The organism is Streptomyces sp. NPDC101152, from assembly GCF_044768275.1.
In the GTDB taxonomy this organism is placed as follows: domain Bacteria; phylum Actinomycetota; class Actinomycetes; order Streptomycetales; family Streptomycetaceae; genus Streptomyces.
On the sequence record NZ_JBIWPO010000052.1, the window covers coordinates 17,496 to 32,502 of the forward strand.

The following is a 15,007-nucleotide window of genomic DNA, read 5'->3' on the forward strand; positions in this document are numbered from 1 at the left end:
CGCCTCACATGGCTGCGCAGACTGTTGCAAGCACCACCGACACCACCACCGTCGACCTCGGCCCCGCCGCGGCGCTCAGCTGCCGCGAATGCGGCCACCGGGTGCCCCTCGGCCCGGTCTTCGCCTGCGAGGAGTGTTTCGGCCCGCTGGAGATCGCGTACGACTTCTCGGGCTACGACGCCGAGGAGCTCCGCAAGCAGATCGAGGCGGGTCCCGCGAACATCTGGCGCTACGCCCCGCTGCTGCCCGTCCCGGCGGACGTGGCGAGCAAGCCGAACATCAACCCCGGCTGGACCAAGCTCGTGCAGGCCGACAACCTGGCCCGCGAGCTCGGCGTCGACGCCGGCAAGCTCTTCGTGAAGGACGACTCCGGCAACCCGACGCACTCCTTCAAGGACCGGGTCGTCGCCCAGGCCATCGAGGCCGCCCGGGTCTTCGGCTTCACCACCCTCTCCTGCTCCTCCACCGGCAACCTCGCCGGTGCCGTCGGCGCCGCCGCCGCCCGCGCCGGCTTCCGCTCCTGCGTGTTCATCCCGCACGACCTGGAGCAGGGCAAGGTCGTCATGGCCGCGGTCTACGGCGGCGAGCTCGTCGGCATCGAGGGCAACTACGACGACGTGAACCGTTTCTGCTCCGAGCTGATCGGCGACCCGGCCGGCGAGGGCTGGGGCTTCGTCAACGTCAACCTGCGGCCCTACTACGCGGAGGGCTCCAAGACCCTGGCGTACGAGATCTGCGAGCAGCTCGGCTGGCAGCTCCCCGACCAGCTCGTCGTGCCGATCGCCTCCGGCTCGCAGCTCACGAAGATCGACAAGGGGCTCCAGGAGCTGATCAAGCTCGGGCTCGTCGAGGACAAGCCGTACAAGATCTTCGGTGCCCAGGCCGAGGGGTGCAGCCCGGTCTCCGTCGCGTACAAGGCGGGGCACGACGTCGTCCGGCCGCAGAAGCCGAACACGATCGCCAAGTCGCTGGCGATCGGCAACCCGGCGGACGGGCCGTACGTCCTGGACATCGCGCGGCGGACGGGCGGGGCGGTGGAGGACGTCGACGACGAGCAGATCGTCGACGCGATTCGGCTGCTCGCGCGGACGGAGGGGATCTTCGCCGAGACGGCGGGTGGGGTGACGGTGGGCGTCACGCGCAAGCTGATCGAGAACGGTGTCCTCGACCCGACGCTGACGACGGTCGTCCTCAACACGGGGGATGGGCTGAAGACGCTGGATGCGGTGGCCGGGACCGGGTTGACTGCGACCATTCGTCCCAACCTTGACTCGTTCCGTGAGGCTGGGCTCGCGTAACCCGTCTTCGAGCGCCCGCGCCCCCAAAAAAGCCGCACCTGACCGGAGGTTCATCGTGAGCGTCAATGTCCGCATCCCCACCATCCTGCGCACGTACACGGGTGGCCAGGCCGAAGTCACCGCTGAAGGCGGGACCCTCGGCGAGGTCATCGCTGATCTGGAGAAGAAGCACACCGGGATCGCCGCCCGGGTGCTGGACGACCAGGGCAAGCTGCGGCGGTTCGTCAACGTGTACGTGAACGATGACGACGTGCGGTTCGAGCAGGGGCTGGAGACGGCCACCCCGGACGGTGCCGGTGTCTCGATCATCCCCGCCGTGGCCGGCGGCTGACCGAATGACCGAACATTACCTTCGGTAACAGGGATTACCGAGTGTTCATCGAATTGCCCCCTCCGTGCGAGAAACGGAGGGGGCAATTCTGTATGGTTGAGCACGGTACAGTTGGGGAACCTGCCGCCTTCCGCACTCCGAACGCCTGGGAACAGCGGCTCCGGATGCGATGAGAAGTAGCCAAAGTGTGCGCGTCTTTTGCGGCTTATGCGCCCTTTGTGGGGCCCGACTTGCCCTGAATTCGGGCGAATTCTCGCTACATTCCGGACCCCTGCCGTCCAGAATTCTCGTCCGATTGACCTGTTGCAGACGGCAGTTGGACAGATACATTCAGCCGCGGTCGACGCGTTCCGGCGCACGCCCCCAAACCGTGGGGGGTGAGGTCTGACCCGGATCCGCGAAGTGCGGATCTGTGCAAGGGCCAGTAATAGGGGAGTTAGGCATGGCTCAGGGCACCGTCAAGTGGTTCAACGCGGAGAAGGGGTACGGCTTCATCGCGGTCGACGGTGGTGCGGATGTTTTCGTCCACTACAGCGCCATCCAGATGGACGGGTACCGCACCCTGGAAGAGGGTCAGCGGGTCGATTTCGAGATCTCGCAGGGCCAGAAGGGGCCGCAGGCGGACATGGTCCGGCTGGCGACCAGCTGAAGCACGCGCCGGGTAGATAGCAGCGTCGTTCTTCTGTTCTTCGGAGGGCTCGTACCCCATGGGGAGTCATGGGTACGGGCCCTCCGGCATGTCTCCAGGCAGGCCTCGGTGCGTGCGACGGGCATGTCTGCGTCAGGCCGGATCCCGTACGAGTCCTGGCCGGTCTCCCAGAGGCGCTTGCGCCCGCCCGTCACCCGACCACCACCCCTCAACGAGCCCGCTTCGCGGGCGCGCCTTGCACTCGGGCATGCCGAGTGCTAATCATTGGCGTTAGCACTCTGAAGGTGAGAGTGACAAAGAAGGACCGGGTCGGTGAGGCCCGCAGGCCGGGTGGGGCAAGGAACCCATGGGTCGGCGAGCCGTCCGTCGCGGGCGCGGGCGCGGTCCGAAGGAATCACCCCCAGTCCTGGAGGGACCACTTCACATGGCCAAGATCATCGCGTTCGACGAGGAGGCGCGGCGCGGCCTCGAGCGCGGCATGAACCAGCTCGCGGACGCCGTGAAGGTGACGCTCGGCCCCAAGGGCCGCAACGTCGTCCTCGAGAAGAAGTGGGGCGCCCCCACGATCACCAACGATGGTGTCTCCATCGCCAAGGAGATCGAGCTCGAGGACCCGTACGAGAAGATCGGCGCCGAGCTGGTCAAGGAAGTCGCCAAGAAGACGGACGACGTCGCCGGTGACGGTACGACCACCGCGACCGTGCTCGCCCAGGCCCTGGTCAAGGAGGGCCTGCGCAACGTAGCCGCCGGCGCCAACCCGATGGCCCTCAAGCGCGGTATCGAGAAGGCCGTCGAGGCCGTCTCCGGTGCCCTGCTCGAGCAGGCGAAGGACGTCGAGACCAAGGAGCAGATCGCCTCCACGGCCTCCATCTCCGCCGCCGACACCCAGATCGGCGAGCTCATCGCCGAGGCCATGGACAAGGTCGGCAAGGAAGGCGTCATCACCGTCGAGGAGTCCCAGACCTTCGGTCTGGAGCTGGAGCTCACCGAGGGTATGCGCTTCGACAAGGGCTACATCTCGGCGTACTTCGCCACCGACATGGAGCGTATGGAGGCCGTCCTCGACGACCCGTACATCCTGATCGCCAACTCCAAGATCTCCTCGGTCAAGGACCTGCTCCCGCTCCTGGAGAAGGTCATGCAGTCGGGCAAGCCGCTGCTGATCATCGCCGAGGACGTCGAGGGCGAGGCCCTGTCGACCCTGGTCGTCAACAAGATCCGCGGCACCTTCAAGTCCGTCGCCGTCAAGGCCCCGGGCTTCGGCGACCGCCGCAAGGCCATGCTCGGCGACATCGCCATCCTCACGGGCGGCGAGGTCATCTCCGAGGAGGTCGGCCTCAAGCTGGAGAACGCCACCCTCGACCTGCTGGGCAAGGCCCGCAAGGTGGTCATCACCAAGGACGAGACCACCATCGTCGACGGGGCCGGCGCCAGCGACCAGGTCGCGGGCCGCGTGAACCAGATCCGCGCCGAGATCGAGAACAGCGACTCGGACTACGACCGCGAGAAGCTGCAGGAGCGCCTGGCGAAGCTCGCCGGCGGTGTCGCGGTCATCAAGGCCGGTGCCGCCACCGAGGTGGAGCTCAAGGAGCGCAAGCACCGCATCGAGGACGCCGTCCGCAACGCGAAGGCCGCCGTCGAGGAGGGCATCGTCGCCGGTGGTGGCGTGGCGCTCATCCAGGCCTCCTCGGTCTTCGAGAAGCTGGACCTGGAGGGTGACGAGGCGACCGGCGCCAACGCCGTGCGCATCGCGCTCGAGGCCCCGCTGAAGCAGATCGCCGTCAACGCCGGCCTCGAGGGCGGCGTCGTGGTGGAGAAGGTCCGCAACCTCACCCCGGGTCACGGCCTGAACGCCGCGACCGGCGAGTACGTCGACCTGGTCAAGGAAGGCATCATCGACCCGGCGAAGGTGACCCGCTCTGCCCTGCAGAACGCCGCCTCCATCGCCGCGCTCTTCCTCACCACCGAGGCCGTCATCGCCGACAAGCCGGAGAAGGCCGCCGCGCCCGCCGGTGGCGGCATGCCGGGCGGTGACATGGACTTCTGATCTGTCTCGGGGCCCCGGCCCCGGCTGATCGACGTCCTTACGGAGGGCGGTACCTCCTGCTCCGGCGGGGGGTGCCGCCCTTCGGCGTGTCCGGTGTCACAGGCCGGCCGGAAATGCGGTGCAGGGCGCGGTGGTTGACGCTGACGCAGTGTCTATGCGTCTGCACATACCGAGGAGTTTCCCCGCGTGACCGCCACCACCTCCCGCGCCGCCGAGATCCTGTCCCGGCCCACCGCGATCAACGGCCTGACCGTCCCCAACCGCATCGTGATGGCACCGATGACCCGCCAGTTCTCCCCGGGCGGCATCCCCGGCGAGGACGTGGCCTCGTACTACGCCCGCCGGGCCGCCGCCGGCGTCGGCCTGATCGTCACCGAGGGCACGTACGTCGGCCACGAGTCGGCCGGGAACAGCGACCGCGTCCCCCGCTTCAACGGCGCCGAGCAGCTGGCGGGCTGGCAGAAGGTCGCCGAGGCCGTCCACGCGGCGGGCGGAAAGATCGTCCCGCAGCTGTGGCACATCGGCATGGTCCGCGAGGAAGGGCAGGCGCCGTACGCCGACGCGCCCGCCGTCGGTCCGTCCGGCCGCCGCCTCGACGGCACCGAGGGCGCGGGCACGGCCATGACCCAGCGCGACATCGACGACGTCATCGGCGCGTTCGCCGAGGGGGCGGCCGCGGCGGAGCGGATCGGCTTCGACGGCGTCGAACTGCACGGTGCGCACGGCTACCTGATCGACCAGTTCCTGTGGGCCGGCACCAACCGGCGCACCGACGCGTACGGCGGCACCCCCGTCGCCCGGACGAGGTTCGCGGCGGAGATCGTGGCGGCCGTACGGGAGACGGTGTCACCGGAGTTCCCGATCATCTTCCGCTACTCGCAGTGGAAGTCGGACAACTACGACGCGCGGCTCGCCGAGACGCCGGAGGAGCTGGAGGCGGTCCTCTCCCCGCTGGCCGCGGCGGGCGTCGACGCCTTCCACGCGTCCACGCGCCGCTACTGGCTCCCGGAGTTCGAGGGCGCCGACCTCAACCTGGCCGGCTGGACGAAGAAGCTCACGGGCAAGCCTGCGATCACGGTGGGCTCGGTCGGTCTCGACGGCGACTTCCTCCGCGCCTTCGCGGGCGAGGGTTCGCCGACCCGCGGCATCGACGACCTGCTGGACAGCCTGGAGCGCGAGGAGTACGACCTGGTCGCCATCGGCCGCGCGCTGCTCCAGGACCCGGAGTGGGCGGCGAAGGTCCTGGCCGGACGCTTCGAGGAGCTGCGCCCCTATGACGCTGCGGCACTGCGTTCGCTGAGCTGAGGCACCGAGGCACCGAGGCACCGAGGCACCGAGTCACCCCACTGGATTCCTCGCGTAAGGCCCGAGAGGGTGTACGAGTCGGGCACGACGTGGACGAGGGCGAAAGGCTGGGTGGACGATGACGACGGATACCGAGGGCGTGGTGGTGCGCACCGGTGCCGGGGCGGTGCGCGGGCGCAGGGAGGGCGGGCTGACCGTCTTCCGGGGCATTCCGTTCGCCGAACCGCCGGTCGGGGAGGCCCGGTTCGCCGCGCCGCGCCCCACGCGTCCCTGGGAGGGGACCCGCGAGGCGTACGCCTTCGGTCCGCCGCCCCCGCAGGAGTCCGGGCTCCAGGGCCGTGCGGCGGTGCTCGACGTGCCCGCGGGCGACGACTGGCTGACCGTGAACGTCTGGACCCCGCAGCCGGACCCGGCGGCCCGCCGCCCGGTCATGGTGTGGATCTACGGCGGCGCCTACAAGCTCGGCCACTCCGGCAGCCCCGGCTACGACGCCCAGCGCATCGCCCGCGACGGCGACCTGGTCGTCGTCACCCTCAACTACCGCGTCGGAGTAGAGGGGTTCGCGCACATCGAGGGGGCGCCCGCCAACCGGGGCCTGCTCGACCAGGTCGCCGCGCTGGAGTGGGTACGGGACAACATCGCGGAGTTCGGCGGGGACCCCGGCCGGGTCACCGTGTTCGGGGAGTCGGCCGGCGCGGGCTCGGTGGCCGCGCTGCTGGCCATGCCGCGGGCGCGCGGCCTGTTCGGCCGGGCGATCGCGCAGAGCGTGCCGGGGACGTACTTCTCCGACGAACTGGCCCGGGACCTCGGCCGGGCGATCGCGGCCGAGGCGGGCCTGCGTCCCACGGTCGCCGACCTGTCGACGGTCGCCCCGCGCCAACTCACCTCGGCCGGTGAGGCGTTGAGCGCGAAGATGGCGGCCTACCAGGACCGCTGGGGGCGGGTCGCGCCCACCGTCACCCCGTTCTCGCCGGTGGTGGACGGAGAGGTGCTGCCGACCACCCCCTGGCAGGCGCTCGCGGCGGGCTCCGCCCGGGACGTGGAGGTGCTGGTCGGGCACAACCGCGACGAGTGGCGGCTGTTCCTCGTGATAGCCGGGATGCAGGGCAACGTCGGCGAGGAACAGGCGAGTTGGGCGCTGCGGACCTTCGCGCCGGGAGGGGCGGAGGGCGAGCGCTCGTACCGCGCCGCCTTCCCCGACGCGAGCCCCGTCGAGCTGTTCGAACGGGTCCAGACGGACTGGCTGTTCGGGCTGCCGAGCCTGCGGCTGGCGGAGGCACAGGGCGCGGGCGGCGGCCGGGCGCACGTGTACGAGCTGACCTGGCCGGCACCGGGTGCGGGCGGAGCCCTCGGGGCCTGCCACGGCCTGGACATTCCGCTGCTGTTCGGCACGTTCGAGGCGGACCTTGGCAACCTGCTGTTCGCGGGGAGCGGGGTTCCGGCGGAGGCGGAGGAACTGTCGGCGCGCTTCCGGCAGGCGTGGACGGCGTTCGCGCGGACCGGTGACCCCGGTTGGCCGGCGTACGAGGACGAGGACGGGGGCCGTCTGGTCCAGGTCTTCGACGCGAAACCGGAGGTCAGGCCCTACCCGGAGGAGACATCACGGCGCCTGTGGGAGGGTTACGAGTTCACGCCGCTGCCCCTGCTCGGAGCGTAGGTCCTAGAGGTTGCCCAGGGGCTCGATGTCGACCTTCACGGGCGTGCCCCACACCCGCAGCACCTCGTGGTCGGTGAACTCGTGCACGAGCCGGTACGCCATGGCGGGACGCGGTCCGCGACGCTGAGCGGCGAGATACAGCTCGGCCTCGCGCCGGTCCCGCCTCGGGGTGCCGCACAGCTGCCAGGCCTGCCCGTTCCACGCCTCGGGCAGCCACCGCTGCTGGGGCTGCGGACGGTCGGCACTGAGCCCGTACCGGGACGGCACCGCCTCGGTGGGGGCCTGCGGCACGGGTCCCCCGTTGAACTCGGCGCGGCGGGCGGCCCGGCGCCGGGTCTCGCAGAGCAGACAGAGGTCGGGCGCACTCTCGTCGACGGGCCCGGTCGGGTGTTCGGGGCAGCGAGTCGTCGGGGCGGCGCCGGTGACGGTCTCCTCGAGCAGGTCCAGGGCACGGCGCAGATCGGCCTTGACCTCGTGCAGCTTGGCGTCGGGCGTGTCGGGACCGAGGGCCTCCCCGTGCTCGCCGAGCACCCGGAGGGCCCGGCCTAGGGCGGTGAGCTGGGCGTGGTTCATGGGTGAAGCTCCGGTTTTCGCGGCGGCACCGGTCAGTTGGTGCGGCCGACTTTCAGCACGTGGACAGTGACGGTTTCGTCGTCCGGCCGGTACAGCACACGCCAACTTCCCACGTGCAGGCGGTAGTAGCCGGAGGAGCCCAAAGGGCGCGGAGCCGACGGAACGCATTCATGGCGTGGTGTTCCCACACCACTGTGTGGGTCACGAAGCGGCCTCTCGGCGGTCCTCGGCCTCCAGCTGTGCCATGAACTCGTCGTGGGACATGGACGGGCCTGCCGGAGCGGCCTCGCGGGCTTTGGCTTCGGCGATGTCGGCCTCGTCGCGCAGCCGCTGCAACTCCTCCAGTTCGCTTATCGGGACAAGTGCGGCGGCGGGCTTGCCGTACTCGGTGATCAGGATGTGTTCCTGGCCGTGCCGGACCCGGCCCACCAGCTGGCCGAGCTGGTTGCGGGCTTCAACGAGCGGGTACTTGTCCATGGACAAACTGTACACACCCGCGAGTGTGTGCGGTGACGTCACGCGCACGTCCCTTTCTGTCGTCGCTCCGCCATCGCGGAACGCATATCGGCCGCGTAGGCGTGGACCTTGGACGCGGGGACGGGCACATTCGGGTGAACGGGGGCGCGTTCGCCCCGGCACGCGCCGCACATCCCGCCCGGCAGGGCCTCCGGTCGGCCCACGGCGCCGCACTTCGCGCACTCCAGAAGACGGAGCGGCGGCCGCCGGGGAGGGGGCTCCGGCGGGAGCTTGTCGGTGAGGCGCCGGCGGACGAGCGCGGCCGGATGGTGGACCGGGGTGGGCAGCCCACTGGTCAGGGCGTGCAGGACGACGTCCTCACCGGCGCCCCGCTCGAACCACTCCGCCACCAGCGGGGCGAGCGCCGCACAGTCGGCCTGCGAGAGGGACAGCACGGGGGTGGTTCGCCCAAGGGCGGCGAGAAGAATGTGCGCCCGGGACCGGGTACGGCGCGTCGGCGGCTCCTGCACCTCCTCCGGTACGTCGCCTCTCGTGAACGCCGCCCACCAGTCGCCGTCGCGCGCGGTACGCGAAAACCACGATCGGGTGATCCAGCGGGAACCGCCGGAATCCACGGCCAGATGCTCCCGCCCGCGCCGCCAGTGCCCTGCGAGTTGGAGCCGGTTGAGAGCGGTCCGCAGCGCGCACTGCCCGTACGGCAGGTGCTTGGCCAGCGTCTTCACGGAAATGTCGGCGCCGTCGGGGAGACGGTCGATGTACGCGGCGACGGCGGCTTCGCGGGGCGGGAGATGGGCGAAGTCGTGGGCGGTGCGGGGGCAGGACGGTGCTACTAAGGTTGGCTTCAGCCACGGGATCGGTTTCCTAGTCTCACTGATCTCGTCGGTTAAGCCCCCGCAGGTGTTGGTAGCGCCTGGCGGGGGCTGTTTCGTATGACGGCACGCTAGACGATCGTGACTCTGCGTGGCAAGCCGAACGCGTCAAGTCAACACGCGGGGCGGGAGGGCGGGTTGAGGCCCTCCAACCATTCCAAACAAAGAGGGCTCGGGGCTGGTGGCTTGAGCTTCGGGGCCTCCGGGGGCGGGTGGCTAGCGGAAGTTCTTCACGTCACCCACGAACGCGGCCCAGGCCTCCGCCCGGAACACGAGCTTCGGGCCGTGGGGGGTCTTGGAGTCGCGGACGGGGACGACGGCGGGGATATCGGGGGCGATCTCAAGGCAGTTGCCGCCTTCGCCGCCGCTGTGGCTGGACTTGCGCCAGGTGTGCTCAGGGCTGATCTTCATGGGCGTAATCCTCTGCCACCGACTCGGTCAGGGCCAGGGATTCACGGGGTGATAGGGCGCTGGCCCGTAGCAAATCGTAGGTCAGTTCGTGCCGAGCGACGGTGGCCGGGTCGTCCTCCAGCCGTCCCATGCTGGGGCCTTCGATGAAGGCGAGCGGCGGTGCGTCCTCAAAGGCGAGGAGCGTGAGGGCGCCGGTCATCGAGGCGTGTGCCCCCGCGCTGAACGGCAGCACCTGCACGATGATCCGGTGCTGTCGCACCAGGGCTGTGACGTGGCGCAGGGCTTCGGCCATCACCGTCGGCCCGCCCGTCGCGCGACGCAGGACGGCCTCGTCAAGCACGGCCCACAACAGGGGCCTTGTTGGATCGGTGAGGACACGGGCACGCTCGAGCCGCGCTGACAGCAGCTCGTCGATCACATCTTCGGTCGCCGTCGGGCGGTAGGCGCGGAACACTGCCCTCGCGTACGCCGGAGTCTGCAGCAGCCCCGGGATCAGCAAGGGCGCGTACTCCTTGATCTCCGTGGCGACGGCCTCCGCCTCCGCCGCCTCCGCGAAGTGGTCCGGATACCTCGACCTGGCCGCCGCCCCGCAGTTCCGCTGGAAGAAGTCCTCCGTGCCCAGCACCTCGTCCAGCAACCGTGCGACATCTGGCTGCATCCGCCGCGTCCCCGCCTCCAGTTGCCCCACGAACGACCCGCTCACGAACAGCCGTTGGCCCAGCTCCTCCTGGCTGAGCCCTGCCTTCTCCCTCGGGTGCCGCAACTCCGCTCCCAGCAGCGCCCGCGGTGACGACGACGGGTCGAGGTCCTTGGGTCCCGGCATGGGTAACTCCCTGTCCGACAGACGAGGCTGTTGGGCTGTCGCGTATGGCCAGGTTAGGGGCCCACCGGACACGCTGTGTTGCGAATCACGAACTCAGCGTGGAGGTGGAGGAAAGGTGCGGTCGACCGAAGAAGTCGTCGAGACCCTGCGTGAGGCCCTCGTGGGCGTGGGAGTCGTCCTGCCGTCGCTCACCGTCGACCCCGTGACCGGTGCGAGCGACGAACCGTTCGCCCTCGTCGACCTGGGGCGTTGCAACAGCCGTACCGCCGAGCGCCTGGCCTCCGTCCTGCGCGGCGAACGGCCGGCCGTCGGCACGCACGCCGTGGACGAGCGGGACGGCCGGATCGGCGAGGTCATGGGCCACGTGGGCGGCCGAGTGCAGCTGCGCCCGGTGGGCGGCGGCCGGGAGTGGGAGTGCCCGCCGGAGTCGGCGTCGCCCGCACCGGCGGGGGAGGTGCTGCGGGCGCAGGTCCGCAGCCGTAACCGGGGGGCGCGGCTCTCCTGATGCGCGAGGGGCCGCGAACCGGGCCTCATGCAGCCGTGGCCGTCCGCCCCCTGGTCTGGCGCATCTCGCGCAGCGCGCCGGACCAGGCGATCACCTGGTCGAGCATGGTGCCCACGGCGGTGTCGAGGCCCTCCTGGGGGACGAAGGTGCCGGTGTGGAACGAGGGGTGGGTCGAGATGGTGGGCTGGGCGCGGACCGTGGCCACCTGGAGTTCGGCGAGGACGAGCCGCAGTGCCTCGGCGGCCCGTGCCCCGGCGACCCAGCCGCCGTAGCTGATGATGCCGGCGGCCTTGTCGTTCCACTCCCGGTAGACGTAGTCCAGGGCGTTCTTCAGGGCTCCGGGGTAGGAGTGGTTGTACTCGGGGACGAGGAACACGTAGCCGTCGAAGCTGTCGATGAGCGCGCCCCAGGTGCGGGTGTGATCGTGCTGGTACTGCTGGAAGTTCGGGTTGCCGGGCTCGTCGAGGTTGCCCAGGTCGTGGTCGGCGAGGTCGACGAGTTCGAAGTCGGCGCCGCCATGGGCGCGGGCGGCCTCCAGTGCCCAGGCGGCGATCTGGTCGCCGCGGCGTCCTGGGCGGGTGGATCCGAGGATGAGCGCGATGCGGAGCGGCATGGTCTTCCCTTCCGGGTGAGTTGATACGTCAACTCTATGGTGGGAGGAGTTGATGTGACAACTCTGCTGGTCGCGGTATCCTCGGTGATATGAAGGAGACGCCGGAGACGCGACCGCTGGAACCCGAGGAGTGGGGGTTCTGGGATTCCTGGATGCGCGCGCAGCGACTGCTCACCAAGGAGCTGGAACGCGGCCTGCAGCGGGACTGCGACATCTCGAAGCCCGAGTTCAGCGTGCTGGTGACGCTGTGGCAGGCCACCGGCCGTGAGATGCGCGTCGGTGAGCTCTCCGAGTCGCTCGACTGGGACAAGAGCCGCGTCTCCCATCAACTGACGCGCATGGAAAAGCGCGGCTTCGTCAAGCGCACTCAGTACGGCTCCGACGGCCGTCGCGCGGGGGTCGGGCTGACCGTCGAGGGCCGCCGGGCAGCCGAGAGCGCCGTCCTCGTGCACGGCGGCAACATCCGCCGCCTCTTCCTCGACTCACTGAGCCCCGAGCAGGCGGCAGTTATCCGAGTATGGAGCGAGCAGACAGCCGACCGCCTCGACCCGCATCGCACACGATGATGTACTCGTGTTCTACGACCTTCGGCGAGAGCAGCCGTACGGCCCGTCACATCCTCCCCGGCGCCCGGCTCCGGCGGCGGCTGTTCTGGCGGTACACGCTCGCGTGGCGAGCATGAGGAGCCCGCTGTGAGGTTGGTCGGCCCGCCGCTGTTGTGAGCTGACCGCCTGGTCAGGCCGCAGGATGGGCGATGAAGGCGACCTCCTCGCGGCCGCCGTCCAGGGCGATGTTCAGGGAGGCGTCCAGCGCGACTGCCAGGCGTCGTAGCAGGGGTAGGGTCGGCACGGTGTCCGCGCCTTCGACGCGGGAGACCTTCGCCTGGGTGAGCCCGGCGCGCTCGGCGAGCTCGGTCTGCGACAGCCCCAGTTCCGTACGGCGGTCGTAGACGGCCTTGGCGAAGGCCATGGCCAGCCGGATCTCGGCGCGCTCGGCGGCGATTTCGGGGGATTCGGAGTATCCCGCGGCCAGTTCCTTCTCCCGGCTCAGCTTCCAACGGGAGTGGCTCATCGTGTCTGCCCTTCCTTTCCGCGGCTGTAGGTGGTGTGGGCGGGACCGTGCTCGGCGCCGCACACCTTACGCGCGGCCGTCGCGCGGGCGATCTGCGCGGCCTCGTGCATTCTGGTCTGCGGAAGACGGTGAGGAGTACGACGCGACGCTCGGGCGCGCACCAGTAGGTGACGCGCGTGTCCACGCCACCGAGCGTGGGTCGAAGCTCGTAGACCCCACCTTCAAGGGGGCGCGCGAACGGCATGGGGGTTTGCGGCCCCAACGTGGCAAGCAGTTCGAGTACTTCTCCACTTTGCGGTGCTGGCTGTCGGGGAGGAGCTCCAGCCAGGCCCGCACCTCGGGCTCCAATTCGATCACGTACAGGTCATCCATGCGACGCACCGTTATATGTCGTAAACAGCATACTGGCGTGATGGGGGTCAGGTCACCGCATGGAGTGAAACCGTCTGTCTCATGGCCGAGGCCCGCAGCCTCAGCCTTCCGCGGTTTCGAGCGCCGCCCGCAGGTGGCCGGCCGACCCGGCGAGCAGGCGGGCGGAGGTCTCAGCGTCCGCGCCCGTGAGGAGCATCAGGATCGCGTTCTTGACCTCGCCGTCCGTCGCCGCGAGGGCTCGTTCCGTCTCCTCGTCCGTCGCGCCCGTGGCGAGGGTGACGATGCGGTGGGAGCGGGCGCGGAGTTTGGCGTTGGAGGCGCGGACGTCGACCATCAGGTTCCCGTACGTCTTGCCGAGGCGGATCATCGTGATCGTCGAGAGCATGTTGAGGACCAGCTTCTGTGCCGTGCCGGCCTTGAGGCGGGTGGAGCCGGTCAGCAACTCCGGGCCTACGACGACCTCGATGCCGTGGTCCGCCGCGGCGGCCAGCGCGCTGTCCGCGTTGCAGGCCAGGCCGATCGTCAAGGCGCCCAGTGCGCGGGCGTGTCGTACCGCGACGATGGCGTACGGCGTGCGGCCGGAGGCGGAGATGCCGACCACCGTGTCGGCGGGGGTGAGGGCGAGGGCGTCCAGGTCGGCGCGGGCGAGGTCCGGGGAGTCCTCGGCGCCTTCGACGGACGTCAGCAGGGCGGAGGGGCCGCCTGCGATCACTCCGACCACCTGCTCGGGGGCGGTGTTGAAAGTGGGCGGGCATTCGGAGGCGTCCAGGACGCCGAGCCGTCCGGCCGTGCCCGCGCCGGCGTAGATCAGCCGGCCGCCCCGGGCCATCCGCTCGGCGACGGCGTCGATGGCGGCGGCGATCCGGGGCAGCTGTTCGGCCACGGCGGCGGGAACGGTCGTGTCCTCGCCGTTCATGAGCCGGGCGATCTCGAGGGTGGGCAGCCGGTCGATGTCCGCGAGGTCGGGACGGAAGGCCTCGGTGGTCAGCGAGTCCAACTCGGCGCGCAGGTCACGGGGGTGGGAGGCGGAGGTCATGCGGGCTCTTTCACGTTCCAGGTGCGGTCTAGCGGCGGTGCCGGTGGGCCAGGGCCTCGTAGGAGGAGGCCAGGGCGGGGGCCGCCGTGTCGTAGGTGCGCTGGGCCACCCCTACGAACAGGCAGTCCACGACCAGGAGTTGACTGGTGCGGGAGGACATCGCCGCCGGGCGCAGCTCGCTCTCCCGCGCTGTGGAGGTGGTCAGGACGTGGTCGGCGTACTGTGTCACCGGGGCGTCCGGGCGTCCGGTGATCGCCACCGTCGTCGCCCCGTGTTCGAAGGCGACCCGCAGCGGCTCGATGACGTCCCCGGTCGATCCGGAGTGCGTGATCGCGACGGCGACGTCGCCCCCGCGCAACTGCACCGCGTTGGTCACCGCGAGGTGCGGGTCACTGTGTGCGTGGGCTATCAGCCCTATCCGCAGCAACTTCTGCGCGAGGTCCTGCGCGACCAGCCCCGACGCCCCCACTCCGTACACGTCGATCCGACGCGCGGCGGTCGCCGCCGCCACCGCCGCCCCCAACTGCACGGTGTCGAGGCCGGCCGCCGTGTCCGCGAGGGTCTGCTGCTCGTCGTAGGCGAGTTTCGCCACCACGTCGGCGATCGGGTCGTCGACGGCGATGTCGGTGGTGATGGCGGGCGACCGCCCCGACTGCTGCTGCGCCGCCAGGCCGGCGAGGGCGAGGCGCAGGTCGCGGTACCCGGGATAGCCGAGCAGCCGGGCGGTGCGGACGACCGTCGCCTCGCTGGTGCCGGTCAGTTCGGCGAGACCGGTGACCGTCAGGGCCGCGCAGCCCGCCGGGTCGCTCGCGACGGCCTCGGCGACGCGCTGCATGGAGCGGGTCATGGAGGGCGCGAGGGTGCGCACCTTGGCGGCGAGGGCGGCGGGCGCCGGAGGCGGGCCGGTCCGGGCGTACCCACTTGCCCGTCCGGCGAAGGTTTCCTTCACTTCCCGGGTCACCTCTGAAAG

18 protein-coding genes and 2 pseudogenes are annotated in these 15,007 nt (G+C 70.3%); 9 read left to right on the forward strand and 11 right to left on the reverse strand.

Annotation, left to right across the window (positions count from 1 at the left end):
- Positions 1-8: 8 nt before the first annotated feature.
- The 6 genes from thrC (at position 9) to ACIRVK_RS38015 (ending at position 7,287) form a co-directional block, all read left to right on the forward strand.
- Positions 9-1,298, forward strand: a complete 1,290-nt coding sequence (gene thrC, locus ACIRVK_RS37990) for a threonine synthase (protein ID WP_404255429.1) — start codon at positions 9-11, stop codon at positions 1,296-1,298.
- A 55-nt stretch (positions 1,299-1,353) separates the two neighbouring features.
- The gene (locus tag ACIRVK_RS37995) at positions 1,354-1,629 is read left to right on the forward strand and encodes a MoaD/ThiS family protein (RefSeq protein ID WP_404255431.1); all 276 of its coding nucleotides are present in this window, start codon (positions 1,354-1,356) and stop codon (positions 1,627-1,629) included.
- 442 nt (positions 1,630-2,071) lie between these two features.
- The gene (locus tag ACIRVK_RS38000; RefSeq protein ID WP_019057200.1) at positions 2,072-2,278 is read left to right on the forward strand and encodes a cold-shock protein; all 207 of its coding nucleotides are present in this window, start codon (positions 2,072-2,074) and stop codon (positions 2,276-2,278) included.
- 424 nt (positions 2,279-2,702) lie between these two features.
- Entirely contained in the window at positions 2,703-4,325 is a 1,623-nt protein-coding gene (groL, locus tag ACIRVK_RS38005; RefSeq protein WP_142153018.1) for a chaperonin GroEL, read from the forward strand.
- Positions 4,326-4,511: 186 nt separating this feature from the next.
- Entirely contained in the window at positions 4,512-5,630 is a 1,119-nt protein-coding gene (locus ACIRVK_RS38010; protein ID WP_404255433.1) for an NADH:flavin oxidoreductase, read from the forward strand.
- 118 nt (positions 5,631-5,748) lie between these two features.
- Positions 5,749-7,287: a carboxylesterase/lipase family protein gene (locus ACIRVK_RS38015; RefSeq protein ID WP_404255435.1), complete on the forward strand. Its 1,539-nt coding sequence runs from the start codon at positions 5,749-5,751 to the stop codon at positions 7,285-7,287.
- A 3-nt stretch (positions 7,288-7,290) separates the two neighbouring features.
- Here the strand turns inward: ACIRVK_RS38015 and ACIRVK_RS38020 are convergent, their stop codons facing one another.
- The 6 genes from ACIRVK_RS38020 to ACIRVK_RS38045 form a co-directional block, all read right to left on the reverse strand.
- Positions 7,291-7,860 (reverse strand): hypothetical protein, encoded by a 570-nt coding sequence (locus ACIRVK_RS38020; protein WP_404255437.1) that lies wholly within the window; start codon positions 7,858-7,860, stop codon positions 7,291-7,293.
- 32 nt (positions 7,861-7,892) lie between these two features.
- Positions 7,893-8,048: a type II toxin-antitoxin system RelE/ParE family toxin gene (locus ACIRVK_RS38025; protein ID WP_404255439.1), complete on the reverse strand. Its 156-nt coding sequence runs from the start codon at positions 8,046-8,048 to the stop codon at positions 7,893-7,895.
- Positions 8,049-8,061: 13 nt separating this feature from the next.
- Positions 8,062-8,337, reverse strand: coding sequence for a type II toxin-antitoxin system Phd/YefM family antitoxin (locus tag ACIRVK_RS38030; protein ID WP_404255441.1), 276 nt, complete (start codon positions 8,335-8,337; stop codon positions 8,062-8,064).
- A 38-nt stretch (positions 8,338-8,375) separates the two neighbouring features.
- Positions 8,376-9,191 (reverse strand): hypothetical protein, encoded by an 816-nt coding sequence (locus ACIRVK_RS38035; protein ID WP_404255507.1) that lies wholly within the window; start codon positions 9,189-9,191, stop codon positions 8,376-8,378.
- Positions 9,192-9,422: 231 nt separating this feature from the next.
- A complete protein-coding gene (locus tag ACIRVK_RS38040; RefSeq protein ID WP_404255443.1) occupies positions 9,423-9,617 on the reverse strand; it encodes a DUF397 domain-containing protein in 195 nt (64 codons plus the stop codon).
- Positions 9,601-10,440 (reverse strand): Scr1 family TA system antitoxin-like transcriptional regulator, encoded by an 840-nt coding sequence (locus ACIRVK_RS38045; protein ID WP_404255445.1) that lies wholly within the window; start codon positions 10,438-10,440, stop codon positions 9,601-9,603. Before ACIRVK_RS38045 ends, ACIRVK_RS38040 begins: the two co-directional genes overlap by 17 nt.
- Before the next feature lie 115 nt (positions 10,441-10,555).
- Between ACIRVK_RS38045 and ACIRVK_RS38050 the strand changes: the two genes are divergently transcribed.
- Positions 10,556-10,945: a hypothetical protein gene (locus tag ACIRVK_RS38050; RefSeq protein ID WP_404255447.1), complete on the forward strand. Its 390-nt coding sequence runs from the start codon at positions 10,556-10,558 to the stop codon at positions 10,943-10,945.
- Between the two features lie 25 nt (positions 10,946-10,970).
- Here ACIRVK_RS38050 and ACIRVK_RS38055 read toward each other — a convergent pair whose 3' ends face one another.
- On the reverse strand, positions 10,971-11,558 hold the full coding sequence (locus tag ACIRVK_RS38055) for an NADPH-dependent FMN reductase (protein WP_404255449.1): 588 nt from the start codon (positions 11,556-11,558) through the stop codon (positions 10,971-10,973).
- An 89-nt stretch (positions 11,559-11,647) separates the two neighbouring features.
- Between ACIRVK_RS38055 and ACIRVK_RS38060 the strand changes: the two genes are divergently transcribed.
- Both ACIRVK_RS38060 and ACIRVK_RS38065 read left to right on the forward strand, forming a co-directional pair.
- Entirely contained in the window at positions 11,648-12,124 is a 477-nt protein-coding gene (locus tag ACIRVK_RS38060) for a MarR family winged helix-turn-helix transcriptional regulator (protein ID WP_404255451.1), read from the forward strand.
- Positions 12,100-12,240: pseudogene (locus ACIRVK_RS38065) on the forward strand (SAM-dependent methyltransferase); the annotation flags it as partial. The gene ACIRVK_RS38060 and the pseudogene ACIRVK_RS38065, both read left to right, overlap by 25 nt.
- 53 nt (positions 12,241-12,293) lie before the next feature.
- Here ACIRVK_RS38065 and ACIRVK_RS38070 read toward each other — a convergent pair.
- The 4 genes and pseudogenes from ACIRVK_RS38070 to ACIRVK_RS38085 all read right to left on the reverse strand — a co-directional run bounded on the left by ACIRVK_RS38070 (position 12,294) and on the right by ACIRVK_RS38085 (position 14,998).
- Positions 12,294-12,629 (reverse strand): helix-turn-helix domain-containing protein, encoded by a 336-nt coding sequence (locus ACIRVK_RS38070; protein ID WP_404255453.1) that lies wholly within the window; start codon positions 12,627-12,629, stop codon positions 12,294-12,296.
- 178 nt (positions 12,630-12,807) lie between these two features.
- Positions 12,808-12,873 (reverse strand): annotated as a pseudogene (locus ACIRVK_RS38075) (hypothetical protein); the annotation flags it as partial.
- Positions 12,874-13,101: 228 nt separating this feature from the next.
- Positions 13,102-14,037 carry an N-acetylmuramic acid 6-phosphate etherase gene (gene murQ / locus ACIRVK_RS38080; protein ID WP_404255455.1) on the reverse strand — a complete coding sequence of 312 codons (936 nt, stop codon included), beginning with the start codon at positions 14,035-14,037 and terminating at the stop codon, positions 13,102-13,104.
- 28 nt (positions 14,038-14,065) lie between these two features.
- On the reverse strand, positions 14,066-14,998 hold the full coding sequence (locus ACIRVK_RS38085) for a MurR/RpiR family transcriptional regulator (RefSeq protein ID WP_404255457.1): 933 nt from the start codon (positions 14,996-14,998) through the stop codon (positions 14,066-14,068).
- Positions 14,999-15,007 lie beyond the last annotated feature (9 nt).